Below are 23,939 nucleotides of genomic sequence, written 5' to 3'. Positions count from 1 at the left end.
TCTTAAGCCTGAATTCTTAAGTGTTTTAAAGTTATGTTGATTATTTTTTATTTGAATTTTCTATTCTAAACCCAATATCTGTTATACCTTCTAATTCTAAGATGCCTTTAACTTTTCCGTTTTCTCGCATGGCATGTTGAATATTAACTGTGTATTCGCCTGTTTCGTTAAAAACAACGCCTTCTTTATACCACAATTTATTTTCTTTAATATCTGTATAACCTTCGCCTAGAAGTTTTCCACTTGGTTCTGCCATTCTATACTCTAAAGTATCTTTAATTGTTTTTCCATGAGGGAAAACCATTTCGACAATTAAAAATAAATTATTGTATTTGTAAGCGTTTGTATTTCTTAAGTTAACAAACAAATTATAGGCGTTTATTGTATCTGGTGGGGTTACTTTAAAGCTTACTATTTTGTCTTTATGCCAAGTATTAGGAACCGATTTATAGTTATCATAAACGCTATTAGAATCGCAAGAAACCATTATAACAGAACACATTAAAAACAATAATAAGATTCTATTTTTCAGCATTTTTACTGTTTTGTGGTTTTGGTTTTCTATTATTATTTTTTCTTCGCTTATTACGATTTGGTTTTTTATTAGGTGTTGCATTTTTATTTGATGCATCACCATTATTTTTTGGGGTATTTTTATTAGGTGCAGGCTTCTTATTACCTTGATTACCTTTTTGATTGCCTTTCCTTCTATTATTTCTACGTTTATTATTACGTTTTGGACTATCAAAACGTGTTAAACTATCTTGACCAACAACGTTTTCAAACACTTCTTTAGTATCTTCTTCAACAAGATCTGAAGCATATTCTTCTAGGCTTGCTACTTTTTTCTTTTGTTTGTTTAACGCAATAATTTCATTGGCTTGGTCTGTAGTAATCTTATGCCAATTCATCCATTCACCTTCATAAGCAAACCACATGTGCCCTTTAAAAATATCAGTTTTTTGACATACTGCAGTTCCTTTTTCAGTATATAATTTTGTGTCGTTTTTAGGAAAGCTTTTTAATGCATCAAGATAGGTGTCTAACTCGTAATTTAAACAACATTTTAACTTACCACATTGTCCTGCTAATTTTTGAGGATTTAATGATAATTGCTGATAACGCGCTGCAGAAGTACTTACAGAACGAAAATCTGTTAACCAAGTAGAACAACATAATTCGCGCCCACAGGAACCAATTCCTCCAAGTCTTGCTGCTTCTTGACGAAAGCCTACTTGTTTCATTTCAATACGAGTTCTAAACTCGCGCGCAAACACTTTAATTAACTCACGAAAATCTACGCGTTCTTCAGCAGTATAATAAAACGTTGCCTTACTTGCATCACCTTGAAATTCGATATCCGAAATTTTCATTTGAAGTTTCAAATCGATTGCAAATTGACGCGCCTTAACCTTCATTGGTTCTTCTTTGTCTCTTGCTGTCGACCAAATATCTATATCCTTTTGGCTTGCTTTTCTATAAATTTTTAGTTCGTCTTCTGGTTTTTCAGAAATGTTTTTGCGCTTCATTTGAACACGCACTAATTCCCCCGTAAGGGTAACCATACCAATATCATGACCAGCTTTGGCTTGGGTGGCGACAATATCGCCAATACTTAAAGTTAAGTTTTCTGTATTCTTATAGTATTCTTTTCTTCCGTTTTTATAACGTACCTCAACCCAATTAAAGGGTTTCTCTCCATTAGGAAGCGCCATGTTTGCTAACCAATCAAAAACGGTTAACTTATTACAACTATCTGTACCACAAGTACCATTATTTTTGCAGCCTTTTGGTGAGCCGTCTTTAGTTGAGCAACTTGCGCAAGCCATATTTTATTTATATTGATTCCGATTAGAATTAAGAGTCTATCGAAAGATGGTTCGTAATTATTTTTAATCTAGTCTTGTTTGTAAAGACCTGATAGTAAAACTTTAAGAGTTTGTTTTTTAGGTTTTTTTCTAAAAACAGCTTCTAGGATGTAAATATAAGATTATTATAAGAGACTATAAAGCAAAGGGTTTCTTAATTTTTTTCAATTAAAATCAACTTCATAATTTAACTTATTAGAGGTTGTGCTAAGTTCTTTTTTAGATTTAAAAATATTTGAAAAAAGCAATTTACTCCAACCAATTTTTTTGCTAAAATTATCTTCTTTCCAAAAAACAATGCTCACATTTTTAAAGTATTTATATGTAAGTGTATAACCTCTAAAAATGTTAATTATGAAATCAAAAATTACCCTTCTAATTATTTTTTCAATATGGATTACAAGTATTGGATATACTCAAACACCAAAATCGGCTGTTGGTGGTGGAGAATTCGTTTTTAACCCTAATAAAACTCCTTGTCTAACGTCAGAACAAAGAATATCTTTTAAACGAGATGTTAAATCGAATATTAAAACATTAGCAATTCAAAACAAATTGTTGTTTTCAAAAAGCAATATGGATTCGCATCCTCTTTTTATTTGGCCTATTAAAAAAGCAAACCATGTAAATTATAACGATGTTTGGAGTGTTTCTGGCTATGTAGACCATAATGTTTCATTCCCAAACCAACTAACCGATTATAACTGTGGTACTAGAACCTATGATACAGATAATGGTTACAATCACCAAGGTGTAGATATTTACTTATGGCCATTTCAATGGAAATTAATGGATGAAAGTAGTGTAGAGATTATTGCAGCAGCTCCTGGTCAAATCATTTCTAAGAGCGAAGGTAATTTCGATCAAAGTTGTGATTTTAATACAACTACGCCATGGAATGCCATTTTTGTTCAACATAGTGATGGTAGTGTAGCAATATATGGACACATGAAGAACGGCACAGTTACATCAAAAAATGTAGGCGATATGGTTGAAACTGGAGAATATTTAGGTGTTGTAGGTAGTTCTGGTGTATCTACAGGTCCGCATTTACATTTTGAAGTATACACTAACGATTCGTTTACCACACTTGTTGATCCATTTTCAGGAACTTGCAACAACATGAACACAGAGTCTTGGTGGGCAAACCAAAAACCATATCATGACTCTAATATTAATGCACTTATGACTCATAGTGCTGCACCAGATGTTTTTCCTTCTTGCCCAACTATTGAAACTACTTATGAAAGTAACGATTTTGATATTGCAGAAGATATTTATCTATCTGTTTTTCTTCGTGACCAAATTGCAAATACATCTTTAAATTTAAAAGTAATACGACCAGATGGCTCCTATTTATATAACTGGGCTATAAATGTAGGTACAACTGCGAGTTCATGGTACTATTATTGGTTTTTCCCTGTAGATACAGTAGGCGAATGGACATGGGAAGCTACTTATGAAGGCCATACCGAATCACATAAATTTAATGTTACAAGCGCTTTAAGTGTCACCAACAGCCAACTAAAAAACACATCAATATATCCAAATCCAGCAAATGGTTTAGTTCACATTAATTCAGTAAAAAAAATTGTTAAAGTTGAAATTTTAGATGTTACAGGAAAAACTATAATATATATACAACAAACAACTCAAGGTATAGAAAACATAAACACATCTAGTCTATCAAACGGATTGTACTTTTTAAGACTAGAAGGGGATTATAACGAGAGAAAAACTATTAAATTTATAAAAGCGTAATATTAAACACCATTTTTAGCGCAGTCGAAAAACTTATACAGTTGTAATTAAACACATATCGACTGTGCTAAAAAATGTTAAACAATTGTAGGAGGTTTTAAAAACCTCCTACAATTGTTTAACAGAAATAATCTTAACAGGACACGCCTTCGCAGCATTATCGCATTCATCAAAAATTAAATCGTCATTAGACTTTAAAGTGAAAAAGCCTTTTTTATCATTGGCATGTAACAACACCGATTTGCCATCTTTTTTAGACATTTGAAACTGGCTAGGCGCTAATTCTACGCAGTAGTTACAACCTATGCATTTATTACGCTGTAAAGTTATAACTACCATTAAGCTTCAACTTTATTTTCAACTATTTTATAAAGCTTGTCTGATTGGCGGATTCTAAATGGTAATTTTATAGTTACTAAATCACCCTTTGTTCCTTCTGTTAGTTTCGCATCATTTACCAAAAACTCATCAACAACTAATTCTTGTGCACCAGTAGTTGGACCTGTTATTAAAATAGTGTCGCCAACATTAATATTATAAGCCTCAATTTTAAACTCTCCTACTTTTGCTTTAGGAAAAAAATGTGTGCCTTTACCAATGTAAACTTTCTTTTGCGTGGCATGAGACCCAGAACCCTTACTCCATTCTCCAAGTTTTTGACCTAAATAATAGCCATTCCAAAACCCTCTATTATAAACCGTTTCTAGAGTTTGCATCCAATTAATAACTTCTTCTTTACTATAAGTGCCATTTTCAATGCTATCAATAGCTTCGCGATAACATTTAATTACTTTCGCAACATATTCTGGTGCTCTTCCTCGTCCTTCAATTTTTAAAACTTTAATTCCCGCATCAACAACTTCATCTAAAAAATCAATAGTACACAAATCTTTTGGAGACATAATATACTCGTTATCCAACTCCATTTCAAAACCAGTTTCTTGGTCTATAACAGTATATTTTTTTCGACAATTTTGTTTGCATGCGCCTCTATTGGCCGATGAGTTTTGAGAATGCAAACTCATATAACATTTACCAGAAACAGCCATACATAAAGCACCATGACCAAATATCTCTATTTCTACAAGTTTTCCAGAAGGGCCTTTAATTTGTTCTTTTTCAATCTGCTCTGTAATCTTTTTAACTTGGCGCAAACTTAACTCACGACTTAACACCATGGTATCGGCAAACAAAGCATAAAACTTAACCGTTTCAATGTTTGTTATATTTATTTGAGTTGAAATATGTACTTCCATACCAACTTCTCGTGCAGACGAAATTACTGCCTGGTCCATCGCAATTACAGCTGTAATATCGGCTTCTTTAGCTTGTTTTATTAAAGTTTTTACAATCGATAAATCATGATCGTAAATAATCGTGTTTAAGGTTAAATATGTTCTAACATTTTTGGCTTTACAACGGTTAGAAATTTCTTGTAAATCGTCTAAAGTGAAATTTATAGATGCTCTTGCTCGCATGTTTAATTGCTCAACTCCAAAATAAACGGAATCTGCACCATTATCTAAAGCAGCCTGAAGCGATTCAAAATTACCGGCAGGCGCCATTAATTCTATTTTTTGCATAATCTTTACCCTATTTTTTATCAACTTTTAAAGTCTCAAAAATATTCCTCAAGTCTTTTTTATAAGGTAAATGGTCAGCTCGACCTTTTTTGAAAATATCGTTACTATTACCCTGTCCTTTTCTAAGTGCTTTTTGTTCTTCGTAAGGTAAAGCATGTATCTCTTGGCATGTTATAGAACAACAATGGTTCATTTCTTCTTTACACTTATCACATTGTATAAATAATAGGTGGCAAGAATCATTAGCGCAGTTGCTATGTATATCAAAAGGATCGCCACATTGGTGGCATTGGGCAATCACATCATCACTAATACGCTCAGCTCGTCTTTCATCAAATACAAAATTCTGACCCATAAACTTATTCTCTAAGTCCTGGTCTTTAACCTGTCTTGTATATTCAATAATACCGCCTTCCAACTGAAACACATTTTTAAACCCTTTATGTTTAAAATACGCACTAGCTTTTTCACAACGAATACCTCCAGTACAGTACATCACTAAGTTTTTGTCTTCTTTGTGGTCTTTTAAATCATCTTCAATAATATCTAAAGACTCTCTAAAGGTATCAACATCTGGCGTTACCGCATTTTTAAAATGCCCAATTTCACTTTCGTAATGGTTACGCATATCCACCAAAACAGTTTTTTCATCTTCAATAAGTTCATTGAATTTTTCAGCATCTACATGTACACCTTTATTAGTAACATCAAACGTTTCATCAACCAAACCATCAGCAACAATTTTGTTTCTAACTTTTACTTTCAATTTTAAAAACGACATGTTATCTTGCTCTACAGCAATATTTAAGCGAATGTCTTTTAAAAAATCAATGGTGTCTAAATGCGCTTTAAAGGCATTAAAACAATCTGCTGGTAAAGATAACTGACCATTAATTCCTTCGTTGGCAACATAAGTACGTCCTAAAACGTCTAGTTTGTTCCAAGCAATAAATAATTGATCTCTAAATTCTTGAGGATTTGTAATTTTAGCGTATTGATAGAAAGAAAGCGTCAATCGATCCTTACCGGCTTTTTCGATTAACTCAGCTCTTTCCTTTGCGCTTAAGGTATTGTACAGTTGCATGCTATACTAATTTTAAGGTTATAAGAAATATTTAAAGTGCAAAAGTACAATTAATCTACAATTTCGCAATTTTAAAAATTTGGGCGCTACCCACGGGTCGGGCTAGAAGCCTGTCTTGAGCGAAGACGAAAGGTTACAAGTCCTCGCACCTCCTTTGTCGGGCTGAGGGCTATCCACTACTATCCCTAGCGCATCTATCCGCCAAAGTCACAGAAAAAACGAGCTGTAAGATTATTTAGATACACTTCTTTTAATATAATACACCACTATAAACCCAAAATAAAAAAAGCACCTAAATATAAATTTAGATGCTTTAATTGAGTTTAGAGTTAGTCATATATCAAAACTCATTGGCAAATTTTATAGCAAATTTTTTGCTCTTTAGTTACTAGATGCAGAATGTTGAAAAAGGTTGCGTTATAAAATTGTATTGTGAAAAAAGTTGTAGTATTTTAGCATACAATTTTACAGTAAAATAAAGAAAATGAGCAACGATAAAGAAAAAGAAGCGAAATTAAAAGCACTAAAACTTACTTTAGATAAATTAGACAAAGCCTACGGAAAAGGAACCGTAATGAAAATGAGCGATTCTGCAATTGTAGATGTAGAAGCCATCCCTTCAGGTTCATTAGGTTTAGATATCGCTTTAGGCGTTGGTGGTTACCCACGCGGACGCGTTATTGAAATATACGGACCAGAATCTTCTGGTAAAACAACCTTAACATTACACGCCATTGCCGAAGCTCAAAAAGCTGGAGGTATTGCAGCTTTTATTGATGCAGAGCATGCTTTCGATCGTTTCTATGCAGAAAAATTAGGTGTCGATATCGATAACTTAATTATATCTCAACCAGATAATGGTGAGCAAGCCTTAGAAATTGCCGATAATCTAATTCGCTCAGGTGCTATCGATATTGTAGTAGTAGATTCTGTTGCAGCATTAACACCTAAAAGTGAAATTGAAGGTGAAATGGGAGACTCTAAAATGGGACTTCATGCGCGTTTAATGTCTCAAGCATTAAGAAAGCTTACCGCATCCATTAGTAAAACCAATTGTACGGTAATCTTCATTAACCAATTACGTGAAAAAATTGGTGTTATGTTTGGTAACCCAGAAACTACAACTGGTGGTAACGCCTTAAAATTCTATGCTTCTGTAAGATTAGATATTCGTCGATCTACACAAATAAAAAGCACAGATGGCAATGTAATGGGTAATAAAACCCGTGTAAAAGTGGTTAAAAACAAAGTTGCACCACCATTTAGACTAGCAGAATTCGATATTATGTATGGCGAAGGCGTATCTAAAGTTGGTGAAATTTTAGACTTAGCTGTAGAGCATGAAATAGTAAAGAAAAGTGGCTCATGGTTTAGTTATGATGAAACCAAACTTGGCCAAGGCCGAGATGCTGTTAAAGCATTAATAAAAGACAATCCAGAACTTATGGACGAGCTTGAAGCCAAGGTTAGAACGGCAGTAAACGAGCAAGAATAAATAATTTAAAATCCCGTTAATTCGGGATTTTTTAGTTTATAGAATCTTTGTATTCAATTTTAAACATTAAATAAGTTAATTTCATACGCAACCTTTCCGTTTGTTTCGCATCTAAATAATGCAAACATGTATTTAACCCTGAATTTATTTTGCTATGAAAAAATTACTAGTACTTTGTTTAACACTTATAATTTGTGCATCTTGTAGTATTGATGACGATAACACAAGTTATAGTTTTGAAATTTTACCTGTTGAGAGTGTAGACATCCCTGATGAGTTTATGATGGGAGAAGTTTACCCAATAACGGTATCGTATTTTAGACCATCAAATTGCCATGCGTTTAAAGAGTTTTATTATTTAAAAGAAAATAATGAACGAACCGTTGCACCAATAACCTATGTTTTTGATCAGAATAATTGTGAAACGATTGATGATGATCTGGTAGAAGCTACGTTTAACTTTCAGGTTACTAGTAATGGCTCTTATATTTTTAAGTTTTGGCAAGGTGAAGATACCGATGGCGAAACGCAATATTTAACTATTGAAGTGCCAGTTGTTGAGTAAATATTAATTAATACATGTTTAAAATTGAGTTTAAACCAACTCATAGAAAATTGTAAGATTGATGATACTAAAGCACAAGGTGAATTATATAAACTCTTTTCGGGTAAATTATTCGCTATAAGCTTAAAGTATTCGCGAAACTATGCCGAAGCAGAAGATAATTTGCAAGACGCTTTTCTAACAATTTTTAAAAAAATTGAACAGTATAAAAACAAAGGCTCTTTTGAAGGCTGGATGAAACGAATTACTGTAAACACCGTATTACAGCGTTACCGAAACGAAAAGGTTTTTGATATAATAAATGAAAACACCATTGAAGATGTTGAATTGGAAGTTGATGAAGACGAAATCTCTATCGATTACCTTTTAAAAATCATTCAAGAATTACCAGATAGATATAGATTGGTTTTTAACCTTTATGTTCTAGATGGTTATTCGCATAAAGACATAGCAGAAATGCTAGAAATAAATATAGGAACCTCAAAATCTAATTTAGCACGGGCTAGACAAACTTTGAAACAAACTATAGAAAATTATAAAATAACACAACGTTCCCAATCATTATAAATGAACGATAAGAAACATATAGACAGATTATTCCAAGAAGGTTTCAAAGATTTTGAAGCGACGCCTAGCGATGCTGTTTGGAAAAATATAGAGTCTAAACTAAACGAGAAAAAGAAAAAACGCCGTATTATTCCACTATGGTGGCGTTATGCTGGCGTTGCAGCATTATTACTGTTGCTGTTAACTGTTGGCGGTATCTATTTTAATAACACTAACGAAGATTCAAATAATCAAATTGTAGAAACAGAAAATACAAATTCTGAAATCAATGAAGTAGAAAAAATTAGTCACCCTATCAACAAAGGTGATAACACTAATGTTATAGCATCAGATAATGATTCTCAAGATGATTCAGACAACTCAACTGAAGCTACAAGAGTTCAGTCTAATATTATAACTAATAAAATAAATCCATCAAAAGAAACTTCAATTGCTGAAACTCCGGCTTCAAAAAACAAAAACAAAAGTAAAAGTAATATTGGGTCTTCAGATAAATTAAATATTAAAGAAAACACTATTACACCTAGCCCTAATAGTGCCATGGCTAATAATACATCTGAAGAAAAAAGTGAAACTAAAAATCTTCAAAATACAATTGAAAACAATATTTCTGTTGCAAATACTTCCGAAGAAAAGAATAAAAATATTGAGACTACGAATCAAGAACAATTAGCAAGTAAAGAAAATGCTAAAACGCTTATTACAGAAGCTTCAAAAAACAACACAACAATTGCCAATTCTAACGAGAAAAAGATTGAAGAAGCTAAGCCTAATAACAATGCAGAAGACAACAAGCTTTCTATAGAAGATGCAATAAATAACACCAAAGATGTTATTGAAAAAGAGAATACACTAAAAAATAAGTGGAGTGTTGCACCAAATGCAGCTCCAGTTTATTTTAATACATTGGGTGAAGGGTCATCCATAGATCCACAATTTAACAGCAATTCTAAATCTGGAGAGGTTAATATGAGTTATGGTATTTCGGCAAGTTATGCTGTAAATAAAAAACTAAGTGTACGTTCTGGTATTAATCGTGTTAATTTAGGTTATAATACCAATGATGTTGTGGTTTTTCAATCTGCAGGTTTAAGCTCTAGAAGTAGCGCTTTGCAAAATGTAAGTTCTAGAAATAATTCTGATGCTGTTTCTCTTATTAGTTCTGAAAATTTAAACTCAAATGCTTCAGATGCTTTTGCATCTACAAATGGATTAATTAATCAAGCTTTGGGGTATATTGAAATTCCTTTAGAAATTCAATATACACTTTCTGATAAAAAATTTGGTGTCAATCTAATTGGTGGTTTTAGTTCATTCTTTTTAAATAATAATGAAATATTTTCTGAAGAACAAAATGGAACAAGAACATTTCTTGGGGAGGCCAGCAACGTAAACAATGTAAGTTATAGTGCCAATTTTGGTTTAGGTTTAAATTATAAGATGTCTAAAAAATTTGATTTTAATTTAGAGCCTATCTTTAAATATCAATTCAATACTTTTAACGATACTTCTGGTAGTTTCTCACCATTTTTTATTGGTGTATATACTGGATTCGCTATTAAATTCTAGGTTTTTGGTTAGATCTGGATGTGCGTTTCCATTTAAGCTCGGAAACGCATATCGAAAGAAAAACTGCTCGTACCCTCGAGCAGTTTTTTTTATTTGTGAAATTCTTGAAGTTGATTTAAAATAACCATTTTCGATTTGTCGTTTAAAGCTCGAGTATCCTCAATTTTCAGTCCTTCAGTAGAAATAAAATTATGGATTTTAACCCGCATTCTTCCCGGGCTGCCGCTAAAAAATGTATATGAAAATCGTCTTTTATTATCAGCAAAAGTAATTGGTACGATGGGTATTTGATGATTTATGGCCAATCTAAACGCGCCTGCTTTAAATTCATCTAACATAATATGCTCTTCAGGAACACCACCTTCAGGAAAAATACAAATACTAATTCCAGATTTTAACCGACGTTGCGCTCTTAAAAAAACCGCTTGCCTACTTTTAGGAGAGCTCCTATCTACCAAAATACAAGTACGTTTATAAAAGAAACCAAATAATGGAATTTTAGCCAACTCAGCCTTTCCAACAAAAACAAAGGGATTTTTAACCGAAACCAACATGAGCATAATATCTGTCATAGAGGTATGGTTGGCTATAAACATATAACTCTTGTTTATATCTGGAGTTTGCTCGCGCTCAATTTTATAAGCAAAACCCATTCCTATTAATATAAATTTAGACCAAAGTCTGGCCATCTTAAAAAAGTAAGGATACCAAGATTCTTTTACTATAGATATTAAAAGTAACGGCAACATTACAAGAATAGGTATGGCCATTAATATATAAAACCAAATACGATATAAAAACCAGAAAATGTATTTAAATAATTTCATGAACTTCAAAAATACATAATTGTGTTGAGCTATTTTGTTAAAACGTTTACCTTTGCTTTTGGTTAAATTAATTTGAACACTAATTAAAGAGATTCCTTCCATCGAAGGAATGAAAAGATGGCAAGAATACTAACAGGCATACAAAGTACAGGAACACCACATTTAGGAAACATTTTAGGGGCTATAATGCCAGCTATAAAAATGGCTGAAAACCCAGAAAATGATTCGTATTTATTTATAGCAAATCTGCATACGTTAACGCAAATTAAAGATGCTAAAACCTTACGTGAAAACACCTATTCTACCGCGGCAACTTGGCTAGCCTTTGGTTTAGACATTGAAAAAACGGTGTTTTACAGACAAAGTGATATTCCGCAAGTAACCGAACTGTCTTGGTATTTAAGCTGTTTCTTCCCTTACCAACGTTTAACTCTAGCACATAGTTTTAAAGATAAAGCCGATAGATTAGAAGATGTAAACTCTGGTTTATTCAACTATCCAATGCTTATGGCTGCCGATATTTTATTATACGATGCCGAAATAATTCCTGTTGGAAAAGATCAAGAACAGCATATTGAAATGACTCGTGACGTGGCTTCTCGTTTTCATGCTAAAGTTGGAGACACTTTTATTATGCCTAAAGCTGAAGTGCAAAAGGACACCAAACTTATTCCGGGTACCAATGGTGGGAAAATGAGTAAGAGTCAAAACAACACCATCAATATATTTTTAGCCGATAAAAAACTACGCAAGCAAATTATGGGAATTCAAACGGATAGCACACCACTTGAAGACCCAAAAGACTGGAGTACTTGTAACTGTTTTGCTATTTATAGTTTATTAGCTAACGAGGCTCAAATTGCTGAAATGAAAGCCAACTACGAAAATGGAAATTATGGCTACGGACATGCTAAACAAGCCTTATTCGAATTGATAGTAGAAACATTTGCAGAACCTCGTGAGCGTTATAACTATTACATGAACAATCTTGAAGAAATTGACAAAGCACTTGCAGTTGGTGCTGAAAAAGCGAGATTAGTTGCTAATGATGTTTTAAAAAGAGTACGTAAAAAGGTTGGGTATTAATATAACAAAGCATTTCTTTTTAGTTGTTTTACTTGCCTTTATATCAAATGGTTTTGCGCAGAAAAACTTTGCTCCAAACACTAAAATTTATATTAAAGGGCATTCTGCTTTAATTGGGAATAATATTCTAAGTACACATTCCGAAAAACCTGTTGATGATGCTGCTGTCAACGATTTTAATGAATTAAAATTCATTGATGTTGATGATGATCCAAACACGTTTTCGTCAAGCCAAGCCAATTTAAATAGCCTCGAAGCGGATGCCGAAATTGAATATGCTGCATTATATTGGAGTGCTATTTATAAATATGATAAGGGCTGGAAAAAGCTTTTTAAATTTAAAAGAAAAGGCCAACTCTATAAAAAATATGTTTATGAAGGCAGCGAGAATCGATTCATGGATGTCAATACCGTTTTATTTAAAACCCCAAATGGAAAATATAACACGCTTAATGGTCAAATAATTTTTGACGATTTTAATAATGAAGCAGCTTACCCAGACACCAAACCTTATGTTTGTTATGCTGATGTCACGTCACTTTTAAAAAACAATACGCAAGTAAACGGAACGTATACCGTAGCAAACATAAAAGCAACCGAAGGTTATGTCGCTGGTGGCGCAGCTGGTGGTTGGCTACTTTATGTAGTTTATAAAACAGATACAGCAACTCCAAAGTATTTTACAACGTATAACGGTTTTCTAGATGTCTTTAAAAAACCTGTTAACATTCACTTTAACGATTTTAAAGCGCCAGAAGATGGCAACATAGAGACGTCTTTATTAATTGGTGTTTTGGAAGGTGATCAAAAATTTAAATCTGATAAATGTTCGTTTTTAAATTATCAAACCAACACGTTCATTCCTTTATTTAATAAACTTAGGCCCAAATTAAATTTCTTTAATAGTACTATTTCTATTGATGATGCGCTTTTTACAGATAGAAACCCTAACAGTAAAAACACCTTTGGATTTGATGCTTTAAAAATTAAGTTACCTAATGAAAATAATAGCGTCATTTCTCATAACGTATCAGAAGCGACTATACAATTTAATAGTAAAGCAGACCAATTCTACTTGTTTTTCGTAGCCTTTGAAACAGAAATATCACCAATTTACGAAGCCCTTAAAAAAGATGAAAATTCTATTTTAATGGTGAATGGTAGTGACAATGATGTTATAGATGAAGGTCTTGAAAAAATAAAAAACTTAAAATCCATATCAATTCCAACCATAGAAAAGGGCTACTATTTAGTGACCAACATATTTTCAAAAAAAGGAAACGCTAAAAACTGGACAACCTTTTTAAAAGGAAAAGGATACACTCCAAAAGCGTTTGTAAACCCAGAAAACGGATGGACTTACGTGTATTTAAAAACAGATCCAGACCCCAATGTTATTTACCAAAAACAAAAGGATCTTTTAAAACTTGATGATTTTAAAGACATTTGGGTTTTACGGATAAATATTTAAAAGATACTACTTTCATTTATAAGATTCCTGCCTGCGCAGGAATTTTTTAAATAACCTCAAACAACTTCCCAGGCAACGGTCTAATAACACCTTTCAATTCCATATTCAAAAGTGTTCCAGACACTTTAAAAATAGGCATCTCACAATTAATTGCAATAACATCTAATTGCTGTTTGTCATTTTCTTTTAAATAATTATAAATAATTTTTTCGGTAACATCTAGCTCAACAAATAATTGTTTTTGGATTACCGGTTTTTTATCATTTTCCAGTTCCCAGCCCAGAATATACGGCACATCCAACGGCGTGGTTAACATATGTGCTTTTTGGTGTTTTATTAAATTATTACACCCAATACTTTGGCTATCTGTAGTTCTACCGGGCACAGCAAAAACATCACGATTATAAGAATTTGCAATATCTGCGGTTACAAGACTTCCACCTTTTTCAGCAGATTCTATAACAATAGTGGCTTCACTTAAACCAGCAATAACTCTATTTCGTTTTAAAAAATTGTTTTTATCAAAGGTATCGGTACTCCAAAAATCAGAGAAAAAACCACCATTTTTCTCCATATCCACCATATACTTTTTATGCACTTTCGGGTAAATTTGATTTAACCCATGTGCTAAACATGCTACGGTTTGCAATTTGTGTTTCATGGCTGCTTTATGCGCGGTAATATCGGTTCCGTAAGCAAAACCAGAAACAATTATTGGGTTATATGGTGCCAATTGTTCTACTAAATTTTCACAAAAGGCAATGCCACTAGTGGTAATTTTTCTAGCACCTACAATGCTAATAATATGCTGATTTTTTAAATCTATGTTCCCTGTTTGAAATAATAAAATCGGGCTATCAATACAATGTTTTAGCTTTTCAGGATAATTATCCTCTTGAAAATAAGAGACTTGTATATTTTGCTCTTTAATAAATTGCATTTCTTTTTCGGCTTCTTTTAAATGGTGTGTTTTAAACAAATCACTTATGGTTACACTTCCAATACCATCAATCTTAAGTAGGTTTTGCTTTTTTTCGGTTAAAACAGCTTCAGCAGAACCACAATGCGAAATAAGTCGTTTTGCAGTAATATCGCCAATATTTGGCACATGTTGTAACGCTAAAGTGTAAAGCAAATCATTTTCTGTCATCCTATTGTGTTGATTTTAAAGCCGCAATAAAAGAATTTTTACATTGTTAATAAATAGTTACCCTGAAATTTTATTGCAAAGTACATTTTTTTAACTTTGTTTTCATGCAATTAGAAACCTACATTAGCGACTTATTATATAGATATGAGTGTGTTACCATTCCTGAGTTTGGTGCTTTTTTAACCCAACGTGTATCTGCAACGATTAATGATGAAACAAATACGTTTCATGCACCAAAAAAAGTAGTTTCTTTTAATGAGCAAATTCAACAGAACGATGGTTTATTGGCGCATTACATTGCCGATGTAGAAAAAATACCTTTTGAGGTTGCTAATAAAAAAATTGCAAAACGTGTTAAGCTTTTAAAATCTTACTTAACGCAAGGCGAAACACTTACTTTTAAAAATATTGGCGAGATTGTTTTTAATAAAGAAGGTAAAGTTTTATTTGAGCCTACCTATCATTTAAATTATTTAACCGATTCTTTTGGCTTATCCAATTTTGTAACACCAACCGTAACACGCGAGGTTTATAAAGAAGAAGCTACAGCTATCGAGAAAGTGATTCCAATTGCAGTAACACCAGAAAAACGAAAGTCTAAATCGTACTTAAAATATGCTGCAGTAGCATTAATCGCCTTAACATTAGGTGGTTTTGTAGCATCTAATTATTATGTGAATCAAATTGAAGCACATAACCAATTAGCACAAAGAAAAGCAACGCAAGAATTAGACAGCAAAATTCAACAAGCTACCTTTAATTTAAACCCATTACCTGCAATTACCTTAAACGTAACCAAGCAAACAGGTAATTACCATATTGTAGCTGGTGCTTTTAGAGTAGAAGAAAACTGCGATAAAAAAGTAAAACAACTTAAAGCAGATGGTTTTAGTGCTAGAAAAATTGGCGCTAATAAATACGGTTTACATCAAGTAGCTTATGCAAGTTACGAAGGCAGACTTGATGCCTTAAAAGCGCTACGAAACATTAAAAAAACGCATAATAGAGACGCTTGGTTACTAGTTAAAAAGCTAGACTAGATTCAAAATTTAACACCAACATTGAATTTTAACGGATTATCATCTATTTCAACAGACTCAAATGAATTATTTTGTTTACGTAGAATAGTATATTTTAAAGACACTTTACCCAATACTTTTTCTGAAAGTTGGTATTCTGAACCCAAATACAATGAAACATCAAAATTTTGAAAACCATTTTCTCGTTTCCCTAATAAATTAGTTTGATAATTTGTTATGGTACTTATTTGAGAACCAAAGAATACATTCCATTTGTCATTTAATTTGTGGTTGAATAGTATAGGTATTTCTAGTTGACTAAAAGCACCATAATCTGCTATAAAAACACCATTTTGAAAGCTAAGATTGCTTAAAATAGGTGTATTAAAAAGATATCCTTTACTAAACAAGTTATTTGCAACTTTAATATTTGAATTGCTTTCAGTTTGAGCCTGCAAATCAGCCATTTTAAACACAAATAGAATAATTAAAAACCTTCTCATTTACGTTGATTCTTTTTTAGTGACAACAGTTAAGGACAAACCTAAGGAATCTCCAGATTATTTAAAATCACCACGAACATCAGGTGATTTTTCTAAATTTTTAAATTCATAATACCCTTCTGTAAAAGCATCAAAATCTAACACCTAGACCAATTCTTAGCGTATTTCGTTTACCCTTTAAAACTTCTAACACAAGATCCTCAATTTGCTCTGTTAAACCATTAGAAAATCTTATTTCAATAAAAAAAGTTTTATTAATGTTGTATTGTGCTCCTAATTCCACAGAAACTCCAAAATTCTTAAACCTATAATTTTGACTTTCAAAAGCATCATTATCATTGTCTAATATAAAGTCTAACTTTGGCCCTAAAAAAACAGCCCACTTTTTTACGAATTTGTATTTTAAATGCAAAGGTATTTCTAAAAAATGATAGTCATCTGTATAAGAAAACAGTAGTTCATTTTCTAAATTCCATTTTTTATTTAATTCTGTATCTGAAAAAAGACTAACATACTGCTCCCAACCTGAATAACCTGTAAGTTCTCCATCTAATTCACTTCCTAACACATAGCTCAAATTTAACCCTCCTTTTACCCCAAAAACAGTTTTGTTATAATTTTGGGCAAAAAAGATACTTGAATTTAACAGTAACAAAAGGAAGAATGCATTTATTTTCATAATTTAGATTTATTTGTTTTAAAAAACAGTCGCAGAAAATCTACGACTGTTTTAATTTATATAATTATTACCATGTTAAAAGGAGTTCTTTAATAGTACCATTTTGTTTATATTGGCCATTCATAGCTCCATTTTCGACTATATGGCTTAATTTTAGATTTTACTTTATCATTTGCTCCCCAACGTGGCTGTGGTACTTTTATTAAAGCCTTAATTTTTTAAGAATATAACTATTCATTGCACGTGTTTAATCTCTCAAATATCAAAAAAAAGAATAATTCCTACAACTCCATATTGTCTTTTTTCTAGATTTTTGCGTATTTCCAATAATCTTGCTGTGGGTTCCCCGTAAAAACCAAAAGAGTTGATACCATATAGCATCTATTTATCTTCCTCTTTTCTGCAAACTTTATTCATAAAACCCTAAAATGGTTTTACCTTTGCCACATCAAAATATACCGATGCAAGCAAAGACTCCAGAACAATCAAAATCAACCTTAACAGATTTAGTTTTACCAAGTGAAACCAATCCATTAAACAACCTATTTGGTGGTGAATTATTGGCACGAATGGATCGTGCGGCAAGTATTGCAGCAAGACGTCACTCTAGGCGAATTGTGGTAACTGCATCTGTAAATCATGTTGCATTTAATCTCGCCGTACCATTAGGAAGCGTAGTAACTGTTGAAGCGAAGGTGTCTCGGGCATTTAATACTTCCATGGAAATTTATATTGATGTTTGGATGGAGGATCGCGAATCTGGAGCCAAAACTAAAGCCAACGAAGCCATTTACACTTTTGTAGCAGTAGATGAAACTGGACGCCCTGTAAAAGTGCCAGAAGTAACTCCCGAAACCGAACTTGAAATAGAACGTTTTGAAGCCGCTTTACGCCGAAAACAACTGAGTCTTTTACTTGCCGGAAGAATAAAACCTAGTGAAGCGACCGAGTTAAAAGCCTTGTTTGATTAATTAAATTACTTGACGATTTGGGCGTTACCCCAAGGGTCGGGCTTTACGTTACAAGTCCTCGCACTTCCTTCGTCAGGCTGTGGGCTTTTATTCATGTGTTTCTATTTTTTATTAAAGAATTCATGAACATAAATGTTTCTCTGCAATCCCTAACGCGGGAAAATTTGCTGAAATTAGTTTCAGGTGGAAGTTAATTGGTTAATCTATAAAATTTTGATTTGGCTATTAGAACGAGAATTTACTGCTTTCTATTTGTTATATACGCATGTTGTGTGCAGTTTTATTTCAGTCGCTTTTTAATGTCCATTCTCTGATGCAATACTCTAACGATTTCCACAATCTCATTATCTACTTTTCTATAAAAAATCAGATGGGATTTGATTTTCGAAAATCGATAGTTTTTTCGAGTTTGCTCTGCGGATTTTCCAGTCAGATAATGGTCCGCAATAAATTCAATTTCTGCTATTATTAAATCGTAATATCTGTCAGCTTGTTCTTTAGACCATTTGTTAAGAGTATAAATCCAAATTTTATTTAAATCCTCAATCGCTTGTTGGCTTATGCGATATTTGTTTTTACTCATAAGTGTTTGCGATGTAATTCTTTTAGATGCTGTTTTGGGTCAAAATCTTCAACAAATCCGCTGTTTTCTCCAACTTCAAGAGCTTTAATCAATTCTCTTTCTTTTTTTTCTTCACGTTCTAACAAACGCAATGCAGAACGAATTACTTCGCTAACCGAACCATATCTTCCTGAGTTTACTTCTTCTCTTATAAAATCCTCAAAATGATTTCCGAGTGATATTGACGTGTTTTTTCCCATTATGACAATAAATTTACTCAAATATACCAAATATTGGTAACGTAGCCAAATTGCACACAACTCCTAATATAGTAACTTTTATTACTCATATCCCGCAAGAAAGTCAGGCTATGCTTAGTTCTTTCGTTTCTGTTATAGAGTAAAGATAAATAATATTTGTGTAAGAAAATCCCAAAGACCCTGATAGTAATCGCTATTACTCTATAGGTTTTTATTCATGAAATTCCTGCCTTAACAGGGATATTACATTTTATAAATCCAACTTGCTGGATTTTCTGTAGCTGTGCCTTTAGATAATGTAAAACTTAAAATGGTTTCACCGTTTGAAGGATTAGTAAAAACCTCACCAATAACTTGTTTTGTTTTTACTTTATCACCTTTTTTTACATACACTTTAGATAGGTTTCTATAAAGCGTTAAATAATTCCCATGACGAATCATTACAATAGGATTAACGTTTTTCATCTTTAAAATTTCGCTTACTTCACCATCAAAAACGGCTCTTGCTTTTGCGCCTTTTTCGGTAGCAATTCGAACACCATTACTTTTTATTTTTAACGATCTGTCAATGGGGTGTGGCTGTGTGCCATAACCTAAACGCACAAAACCTTTCTCTACAGGCCAAGGTAACTTCCCTTTGTTAGATATAAAGTTTGAGGCTAATACTTTTTCTTCAGCCGTTAAGGCAAAACTTTTTGAGCTTGTTGTCTTACCCGCTTTTTTATTCGATTTTGCAATAGCCGCTTTAATTATACGGTCTATTTCTCTATCAATTTTATCGGCTTCGCGCTGTTTTTGCTTTATTTGAGACGCATAGCGAGACAAATTCTTTTTTATAGAAACCATAAGCGTTTCATGTTGCTTGCGTTCCGTTTCTAAAGATTTTTGAACCACTCTGTTTTCTGCAATCAATTTCTTTTTATCTTCTTGTTGCTTTAACAAACTCGCATTAGTGTCTTGAAGCTCTACAGTTTTAGTTTTTATTACTTCACCTTGTTGTTTCTGGTGATCAGAATATTGCTTTATGTACTGCAGGCGCTTATAGGCTTGTTTAAAATCGTTTGAAGACAGCAGGAACATGATTCTGCTTTGCTGATTTTTACTTTTATAAGACTTGACTATCATGGCAGCATAATCTGTTTTTAACTGCTTTAATTCGTCTCTTAAACTCGATATTTTATTTTGGTTTGTACTTATTTCTCGAGTAAGCAAATTAGCTTGCTGGTTGGTAACTTTAATTAAGTTGGATAATACGTTTATCTTATAATTAAAATCTTCAATTAAAGATAATTCAGATTTGGCTTTCGACTTGTTTTCGGTTCTAAGCTCGTTAATTTTTTGAATTTCTCTGCGCAGTTCTTGGCGTCGAGATTCTAGTTGTTTTTGCTTATCGCTTTGCGAAAACCCAAAACTACTGCATAACAAAAACCCTAATAAAAATATGCATTGATATGTAAGTCTGCTAACTTTCATTTAAAGCTCAATTTCTTTAAACCCAGAAGGTATTTTAAAAGGAAAACGTAACTCCTCATTTAAAGACACATTCTTCATTTCTAACTCTACAGTCATTTCATCACTTGCTTCAACCGCAATTACTTTTATAAGCTCTGGGATGATTTGGGTTTCAACATCTTGATACTTTAAATAATCAATTTGCAAATGTCTAAACTCCTTTGGTTGTGATATTTGTTGCGACTTTACTTTGTAATTTGACGGGTTTAGTAAAAAGAATATTTCAAACAAATCGCGCTGATTTTTTGGTTGCACGATATAAGTTTCATCATCGGCCGAAGCTTTATAATCACTTGCGTTCAAATCATACAACGTTTCACCCAACAACAAATTCTGAACCTTATCAAAATCTAATTCAGTACCCAATAAATCACTCAAATATTGATAATCACCATCAAAATACGTTTTATCTAACTTATTATAAAAACTCACTTTTTCTGGTGTTATTAACGCTCTTACAATCGAAAACGTAGCGTTTATCCAAATCGCTTCATCTTTCTTGGTTCTATAATTAACCGAATAAGATTGCGATTTTCCTTTTTGAGTATAGGTAATTTTAAGTTTAGATTGTAGCGTTTTAAAATTAGCTACTTGTTTAGCATTTTCTTTAATTAATTGCTTTGTAGACAAATTAAAATTGGCATTACCACTACTAACTACTTTTGTAGATTTACAATTAAACAGGAGTATTGCGAATAAGCCTAAAATTATTTTTGGGGTAGTGTGCATTAATTTTGGGATTGTAATTGTTTTGCTTTATCACTAAACGTTTTAGCTTTGTCTGTATTGTTTAGTAATGTATAAGCTTTACTTAATTGATTGTAAAAATCGGCTTCCATTTTAGGGTCGTCAATAATATAATCTAAACCTGTTTCTAGAGCATCAAGCGCCTCTTTTGGTTTGTTTAAAGCATTTGAAGCCACGCCATTAATTAAATAAATAACCGGCTGAGATGGATATATTTCAAGCGCTTCATTACTTTTTTCTTTAGCCAAACCATACTTTTTTAAATCTAAGTACAACAACATCACATTTTGTAAAACCTTAAAATTATTAGGCTCTAGTTTTAGAGCTTCCTCAAAGTTTTCTAATGCTTTTACCTTGTCGTTTTTAGCTAAATAATATTGGCCAAGCTCTTCAACAGACTTACTATTATCAGTATCGCTAACCAAAGTTGTGGCCTCAATTAAATCGCTTTCATATTCCGGATTTTCTTTTACAAAATTCACAAAATCTTTAAGCACTTTTACTTTAGCCTCAGGTTTTATGGCTGTACTTTTAACCACAGTTTTCATTGATTCTATAGCCATTTCGGCATTATTATCATCTAGATAAAATTTATATAAAGCTAAATGCACCAATTGGGAATTCGGATTAATTCTTAGCAATTCTTTAGCAGTTTCAAAAGCCTTTTCTTTATCGTTATTTTCGCTATAACGGAAAATAAGCGCCAAATAATTAGACTCTTTTTCTGGATTATTTTCTACCCGAGTTTCTAAGTTTTTTATTTGATCTTTTTTACGTCCTGTAGCTTCATAAATTCGGTTTCGCAAAATATCTCTACTAACCGAAACTCCAAAATCGGCATCCAAAGCATCTAAAATCTCTAAAGCATCGTCATACTTTTTAGTTTTCACATAAAGCGACGCCAAATCCTCTTTATAATCTGGATGAAACCTAACCAGTTGCTTAACTGTTTTCAAGGCCTTGTCATGCTCGTTTTGCGAGACATAAAATCCGTAAAGCTCGTCTAAAAACCATTCGTTATCAGGGTCTTTATCAACCGCTTTTTTTAATGCATCTTCGGCAGAGCCAAAGTTTTTAAGCTTATTATAACTTTTACCCAATTCAAAATACAAAACAGGCACCGTATTATCTATAGCTATGGCCTTTTGTAAAGCCTCGGCAGCTCTATCGTAATTCTCAATGCCTTTTTGTTTTAAAGCTTCGTAAAATAGCTCTTGGAATTTATCTTCGTTTTCACCCAAATCGTCATCGGGTGTTTTATTAAAATCTACTTGGGCATAGTTCCCCTGCGGAAGCAAAAGCATTCCGAAGAGAAAAAATAAGATGTAGATGTTTTGTTTCATTAATTATAATTTGGGCGTTACTTTTTTCTCATACCTACAAGGTTTAGATACCAAACCAAGTTTGGTACTGCGCCTTGCAGGATCGCAAAAAGTCGGGCTATTCGTTACAAGTCCTCGCACTTCCTTCGTCAGGCTGTGGGCTTTTCACTACTATCCCTAACGCGAGCATCCGAACTTTAAACGTATCGACAGGTTTAAATTTTATTTCTAACTCAAATTATGAGATTCCTGCCTTCGCAGGAATTTATTCTAAAACTGAATAATCACCAATACTTATGCTCGTAAATTCGCCGTTATATTTAACGTTATTACCTATCATGGCATTGTTTAACTTGGCGTTTTTAATTTCAGAATTTGTTTGAATTAAACTATTTTCTATTGTTGAGTTCTCAATAACTGTACCATTTCCAACCGATACAAAAGGTCCAACTGTTGTGTTTTTAAGCACCACATTTTCACCTATAAAGCAAGGTTCTATAATATTTGAATTCTCTAATTGAACTGAATCTGCTATTAATTGCTCCTCGCCATCAGCTTTTAAAAACCCTAACATACGTTGGTTAGTTTCTATGGTAATGGCTTTGTTTCCACAGTCCATCCACTCATCAACGGTTCCTGTTTTAAACACTTTCCCGTCGGCCATCATGCGTTTAATACCATCATTAATTTGGTATTCGCCACCATTCATTATGTTTTCATCAAGAATTTCTTGTAGCTTTCCTTTTAAAACAGCAACATCTTTGAAATAATAGATACCTATTACTGCTTGGTCTGAAACAAAAGTCTCTGGCTTTTCAACTAACTCTACAATTTCAGCATTATCATTTAATTTAACCACACCATAAGCTTCTGGGTTCTCCACTTGTTTTGTCCAAATAACGCTATCTGCTGTTGGGTCTAAATCAAACTCTGCTCTTATCAATGTATCGGCATATGCAATTACTGCTGGTCCAGTTAAAGATGGCTTTGCACACATAATCGCATGACCTGTGCCTAGCGGTTTGTCTTGACGGTAAATTGATGCTTTCGCGCCTAAACTTTTGGCTAAATCTTCTAATTTAGAAACCACATCATCTCCAAACCATGCTGGATCACCTAAAACAAAAGCTATTTCTTCAATAGGCTGTTTTAAAACTTTGGCTATATCTTTTACCAGCCTGTGAACTATTGGTTGTCCTGCAACTGGAATTAATGGTTTTGGTACGGTTAAACTGTGTGGGCGTAAACGAGAACCTCGTCCTGCCATTGGTACTATTATTTTCATAATATTGCCCGCGAAAGCGGGTATCTTTTTAAGTTAAACTCTATTCCTGTGAA

Annotated in this window: 24 protein-coding genes; 9 read left to right on the top strand and 15 right to left on the bottom strand. The window is 32.9% G+C overall.

Annotation, left to right across the window (positions count from 1 at the left end; all coding sequences use genetic code 11):
• Positions 1 to 40: 40 nt before the first annotated feature.
• Both SJY43_RS04660 and SJY43_RS04655 read right to left on the bottom strand, forming a co-directional pair.
• A complete protein-coding gene (locus SJY43_RS04660; RefSeq protein ID WP_396602682.1) occupies positions 41 to 535 on the bottom strand; it encodes a gliding motility lipoprotein GldH in 495 nt (164 codons plus the stop codon).
• Positions 522 to 1,829 (bottom strand): stage 0 sporulation family protein, encoded by a 1,308-nt coding sequence (locus tag SJY43_RS04655; protein ID WP_396602681.1) that lies wholly within the window; start codon positions 1,827 to 1,829, stop codon positions 522 to 524. Before SJY43_RS04655 ends, SJY43_RS04660 begins: the two co-directional genes overlap by 14 nt.
• A gap of 393 nt (positions 1,830 to 2,222) precedes the next feature.
• On the opposite strand from SJY43_RS04655, the gene SJY43_RS04650 reads away from it, so the two are divergent.
• Complete coding sequence (locus SJY43_RS04650; RefSeq protein ID WP_396602680.1) at positions 2,223 to 3,629, top strand: peptidoglycan DD-metalloendopeptidase family protein; 1,407 nt, start codon at positions 2,223 to 2,225, stop codon at positions 3,627 to 3,629.
• 108 nt (positions 3,630 to 3,737) lie between these two features.
• Here the strand turns inward: SJY43_RS04650 and SJY43_RS04645 are convergent, their stop codons facing one another.
• Genes SJY43_RS04645 through SJY43_RS04635 form a run of 3 tightly spaced genes read right to left on the bottom strand, consistent with a single transcriptional unit; the run spans position 3,738 to position 6,296 of the window.
• The gene (locus SJY43_RS04645) at positions 3,738 to 3,968 is read right to left on the bottom strand and encodes a ferredoxin (protein ID WP_396602679.1); all 231 of its coding nucleotides are present in this window, start codon (positions 3,966 to 3,968) and stop codon (positions 3,738 to 3,740) included.
• Positions 3,968 to 5,212: a peptidase U32 family protein gene (locus tag SJY43_RS04640; protein WP_396602678.1), complete on the bottom strand. Its 1,245-nt coding sequence runs from the start codon at positions 5,210 to 5,212 to the stop codon at positions 3,968 to 3,970. The genes SJY43_RS04645 and SJY43_RS04640 overlap by 1 nt, the downstream gene beginning before the upstream one ends.
• A 10-nt stretch (positions 5,213 to 5,222) precedes the next feature.
• Positions 5,223 to 6,296, bottom strand: coding sequence for a rhodanese-related sulfurtransferase (locus tag SJY43_RS04635; RefSeq protein ID WP_396602677.1), 1,074 nt, complete (start codon positions 6,294 to 6,296; stop codon positions 5,223 to 5,225).
• A 484-nt stretch (positions 6,297 to 6,780) separates the two neighbouring features.
• On the opposite strand from SJY43_RS04635, the gene recA reads away from it, so the two are divergent.
• The 4 genes from recA (at position 6,781) to SJY43_RS04615 (ending at position 10,492) form a co-directional block, all read left to right on the top strand.
• Positions 6,781 to 7,791 (top strand): recombinase RecA, encoded by a 1,011-nt coding sequence (gene recA / locus SJY43_RS04630; protein WP_396602676.1) that lies wholly within the window; start codon positions 6,781 to 6,783, stop codon positions 7,789 to 7,791.
• Between the two features lie 154 nt (positions 7,792 to 7,945).
• Positions 7,946 to 8,356 carry a hypothetical protein gene (locus SJY43_RS04625; protein ID WP_396602675.1) on the top strand — a complete coding sequence of 137 codons (411 nt, stop codon included), beginning with the start codon at positions 7,946 to 7,948 and terminating at the stop codon, positions 8,354 to 8,356.
• Between the two features lie 24 nt (positions 8,357 to 8,380).
• Positions 8,381 to 8,923 (top strand): RNA polymerase sigma factor, encoded by a 543-nt coding sequence (locus tag SJY43_RS04620; RefSeq protein ID WP_396602674.1) that lies wholly within the window; start codon positions 8,381 to 8,383, stop codon positions 8,921 to 8,923.
• On the top strand, positions 8,924 to 10,492 hold the full coding sequence (locus tag SJY43_RS04615; protein ID WP_396602673.1) for a hypothetical protein: 1,569 nt from the start codon (positions 8,924 to 8,926) through the stop codon (positions 10,490 to 10,492). It begins immediately after the preceding gene.
• An 89-nt stretch (positions 10,493 to 10,581) separates the two neighbouring features.
• Here SJY43_RS04615 and SJY43_RS04610 read toward each other — a convergent pair whose 3' ends face one another.
• Positions 10,582 to 11,319, bottom strand: a complete 738-nt coding sequence (locus SJY43_RS04610; protein ID WP_396602672.1) for a lysophospholipid acyltransferase family protein — start codon at positions 11,317 to 11,319, stop codon at positions 10,582 to 10,584.
• A 117-nt stretch (positions 11,320 to 11,436) separates the two neighbouring features.
• Between SJY43_RS04610 and trpS the strand changes: the two genes are divergently transcribed.
• The gene (gene trpS / locus SJY43_RS04605) at positions 11,437 to 12,405 is read left to right on the top strand and encodes a tryptophan--tRNA ligase (RefSeq protein WP_396602671.1); all 969 of its coding nucleotides are present in this window, start codon (positions 11,437 to 11,439) and stop codon (positions 12,403 to 12,405) included.
• A complete protein-coding gene (locus tag SJY43_RS04600) occupies positions 12,395 to 13,876 on the top strand; it encodes a hypothetical protein (protein ID WP_396602670.1) in 1,482 nt (493 codons plus the stop codon). The genes trpS and SJY43_RS04600 overlap by 11 nt, the downstream gene beginning before the upstream one ends.
• A 46-nt stretch (positions 13,877 to 13,922) precedes the next feature.
• Here SJY43_RS04600 and dprA read toward each other — a convergent pair whose 3' ends face one another.
• Entirely contained in the window at positions 13,923 to 15,026 is a 1,104-nt protein-coding gene (gene dprA, locus SJY43_RS04595; RefSeq protein WP_396602669.1) for a DNA-processing protein DprA, read from the bottom strand.
• Positions 15,027 to 15,130: 104 nt separating this feature from the next.
• Between dprA and SJY43_RS04590 the strand changes: the two genes are divergently transcribed.
• Positions 15,131 to 16,066: an SPOR domain-containing protein gene (locus SJY43_RS04590; protein ID WP_396602668.1), complete on the top strand. Its 936-nt coding sequence runs from the start codon at positions 15,131 to 15,133 to the stop codon at positions 16,064 to 16,066.
• 2 nt (positions 16,067 to 16,068) lie between these two features.
• On the opposite strand, the gene SJY43_RS04585 is transcribed toward SJY43_RS04590, so the two are convergent.
• On the bottom strand, positions 16,069 to 16,548 hold the full coding sequence (locus tag SJY43_RS04585; protein WP_396602667.1) for a hypothetical protein: 480 nt from the start codon (positions 16,546 to 16,548) through the stop codon (positions 16,069 to 16,071).
• A gap of 130 nt (positions 16,549 to 16,678) precedes the next feature.
• Positions 16,679 to 17,227 carry a porin family protein gene (locus SJY43_RS04580; RefSeq protein WP_396602666.1) on the bottom strand — a complete coding sequence of 183 codons (549 nt, stop codon included), beginning with the start codon at positions 17,225 to 17,227 and terminating at the stop codon, positions 16,679 to 16,681.
• 461 nt (positions 17,228 to 17,688) lie between these two features.
• Here SJY43_RS04580 and SJY43_RS04575 point away from each other — a divergent pair, with 461 nt between their 5' ends.
• Positions 17,689 to 18,198 (top strand): acyl-CoA thioesterase, encoded by a 510-nt coding sequence (locus SJY43_RS04575; RefSeq protein WP_396602665.1) that lies wholly within the window; start codon positions 17,689 to 17,691, stop codon positions 18,196 to 18,198.
• A 280-nt stretch (positions 18,199 to 18,478) separates the two neighbouring features.
• Here the strand turns inward: SJY43_RS04575 and SJY43_RS04570 are convergent, their stop codons facing one another.
• The 6 genes from SJY43_RS04570 to SJY43_RS04545 all read right to left on the bottom strand — a co-directional run bounded on the left by SJY43_RS04570 (position 18,479) and on the right by SJY43_RS04545 (position 23,886).
• On the bottom strand, positions 18,479 to 18,781 hold the full coding sequence (locus SJY43_RS04570; RefSeq protein ID WP_396602664.1) for a type II toxin-antitoxin system RelE/ParE family toxin: 303 nt from the start codon (positions 18,779 to 18,781) through the stop codon (positions 18,479 to 18,481).
• Complete coding sequence (locus tag SJY43_RS04565; protein WP_396602663.1) at positions 18,778 to 19,020, bottom strand: type II toxin-antitoxin system ParD family antitoxin; 243 nt, start codon at positions 19,018 to 19,020, stop codon at positions 18,778 to 18,780. Before SJY43_RS04565 ends, SJY43_RS04570 begins: the two co-directional genes overlap by 4 nt.
• Positions 19,021 to 19,263: 243 nt before the next feature.
• Positions 19,264 to 20,493, bottom strand: coding sequence for a murein hydrolase activator EnvC family protein (locus tag SJY43_RS04560; protein ID WP_396602662.1), 1,230 nt, complete (start codon positions 20,491 to 20,493; stop codon positions 19,264 to 19,266).
• Complete coding sequence (locus tag SJY43_RS04555; RefSeq protein ID WP_396602661.1) at positions 20,494 to 21,261, bottom strand: DUF4292 domain-containing protein; 768 nt, start codon at positions 21,259 to 21,261, stop codon at positions 20,494 to 20,496.
• Positions 21,261 to 22,622 (bottom strand): tetratricopeptide repeat protein, encoded by a 1,362-nt coding sequence (locus tag SJY43_RS04550; RefSeq protein ID WP_396602660.1) that lies wholly within the window; start codon positions 22,620 to 22,622, stop codon positions 21,261 to 21,263. Before SJY43_RS04550 ends, SJY43_RS04555 begins: the two co-directional genes overlap by 1 nt.
• Before the next feature lie 244 nt (positions 22,623 to 22,866).
• Positions 22,867 to 23,886 carry a sugar phosphate nucleotidyltransferase gene (locus SJY43_RS04545; protein ID WP_396602659.1) on the bottom strand — a complete coding sequence of 340 codons (1,020 nt, stop codon included), beginning with the start codon at positions 23,884 to 23,886 and terminating at the stop codon, positions 22,867 to 22,869.
• Positions 23,887 to 23,939: the final 53 nt, after the last annotated feature.

This window comes from Algibacter sp. R77976 (assembly GCF_044594645.1).
In the GTDB taxonomy this organism is placed as follows: Bacteria; Bacteroidota; Bacteroidia; order Flavobacteriales; family Flavobacteriaceae; genus Algibacter_B.
Note: the sequence above shows the minus strand (reverse complement) of the source record. Positions and strands in the feature narration are given on the sequence as shown.

Excerpts from the sequence above, each read along its gene's own strand:
- SJY43_RS04660 (WP_396602682.1), bottom strand. The coding sequence starts at position 535 with ATGCTGAAAAATAGAATCTTATTATTGTTTTTAATGTGTTCTGTTATA.
- SJY43_RS04655 (WP_396602681.1), bottom strand. The coding sequence starts at position 1,829 with ATGGCTTGCGCAAGTTGCTCAACTAAAGACGGCTCACCAAAAGGCTGC.
- SJY43_RS04650 (WP_396602680.1), top strand. The coding sequence starts at position 2,223 with ATGAAATCAAAAATTACCCTTCTAATTATTTTTTCAATATGGATTACA.
- SJY43_RS04645 (WP_396602679.1), bottom strand. The coding sequence starts at position 3,968 with ATGGTAGTTATAACTTTACAGCGTAATAAATGCATAGGTTGTAACTAC.
- SJY43_RS04640 (WP_396602678.1), bottom strand. The coding sequence starts at position 5,212 with ATGCAAAAAATAGAATTAATGGCGCCTGCCGGTAATTTTGAATCGCTT.
- SJY43_RS04635 (WP_396602677.1), bottom strand. The coding sequence starts at position 6,296 with ATGCAACTGTACAATACCTTAAGCGCAAAGGAAAGAGCTGAGTTAATC.
- recA (WP_396602676.1), top strand. The coding sequence starts at position 6,781 with ATGAGCAACGATAAAGAAAAAGAAGCGAAATTAAAAGCACTAAAACTT.
- SJY43_RS04625 (WP_396602675.1), top strand. The coding sequence starts at position 7,946 with ATGAAAAAATTACTAGTACTTTGTTTAACACTTATAATTTGTGCATCT.
- SJY43_RS04615 (WP_396602673.1), top strand. The coding sequence starts at position 8,924 with ATGAACGATAAGAAACATATAGACAGATTATTCCAAGAAGGTTTCAAA.
- SJY43_RS04610 (WP_396602672.1), bottom strand. The coding sequence starts at position 11,319 with ATGAAATTATTTAAATACATTTTCTGGTTTTTATATCGTATTTGGTTT.
- trpS (WP_396602671.1), top strand. The coding sequence starts at position 11,437 with ATGGCAAGAATACTAACAGGCATACAAAGTACAGGAACACCACATTTA.
- dprA (WP_396602669.1), bottom strand. The coding sequence starts at position 15,026 with ATGACAGAAAATGATTTGCTTTACACTTTAGCGTTACAACATGTGCCA.
- SJY43_RS04590 (WP_396602668.1), top strand. The coding sequence starts at position 15,131 with ATGCAATTAGAAACCTACATTAGCGACTTATTATATAGATATGAGTGT.
- SJY43_RS04585 (WP_396602667.1), bottom strand. The coding sequence starts at position 16,548 with ATGAGAAGGTTTTTAATTATTCTATTTGTGTTTAAAATGGCTGATTTG.
- SJY43_RS04580 (WP_396602666.1), bottom strand. The coding sequence starts at position 17,227 with ATGAAAATAAATGCATTCTTCCTTTTGTTACTGTTAAATTCAAGTATC.
- SJY43_RS04575 (WP_396602665.1), top strand. The coding sequence starts at position 17,689 with ATGCAAGCAAAGACTCCAGAACAATCAAAATCAACCTTAACAGATTTA.
- SJY43_RS04570 (WP_396602664.1), bottom strand. The coding sequence starts at position 18,781 with ATGAGTAAAAACAAATATCGCATAAGCCAACAAGCGATTGAGGATTTA.
- SJY43_RS04565 (WP_396602663.1), bottom strand. The coding sequence starts at position 19,020 with ATGGGAAAAAACACGTCAATATCACTCGGAAATCATTTTGAGGATTTT.
- SJY43_RS04560 (WP_396602662.1), bottom strand. The coding sequence starts at position 20,493 with ATGAAAGTTAGCAGACTTACATATCAATGCATATTTTTATTAGGGTTT.
- SJY43_RS04555 (WP_396602661.1), bottom strand. The coding sequence starts at position 21,261 with ATGCACACTACCCCAAAAATAATTTTAGGCTTATTCGCAATACTCCTG.
- SJY43_RS04550 (WP_396602660.1), bottom strand. The coding sequence starts at position 22,622 with ATGAAACAAAACATCTACATCTTATTTTTTCTCTTCGGAATGCTTTTG.
- SJY43_RS04545 (WP_396602659.1), bottom strand. The coding sequence starts at position 23,886 with ATGAAAATAATAGTACCAATGGCAGGACGAGGTTCTCGTTTACGCCCA.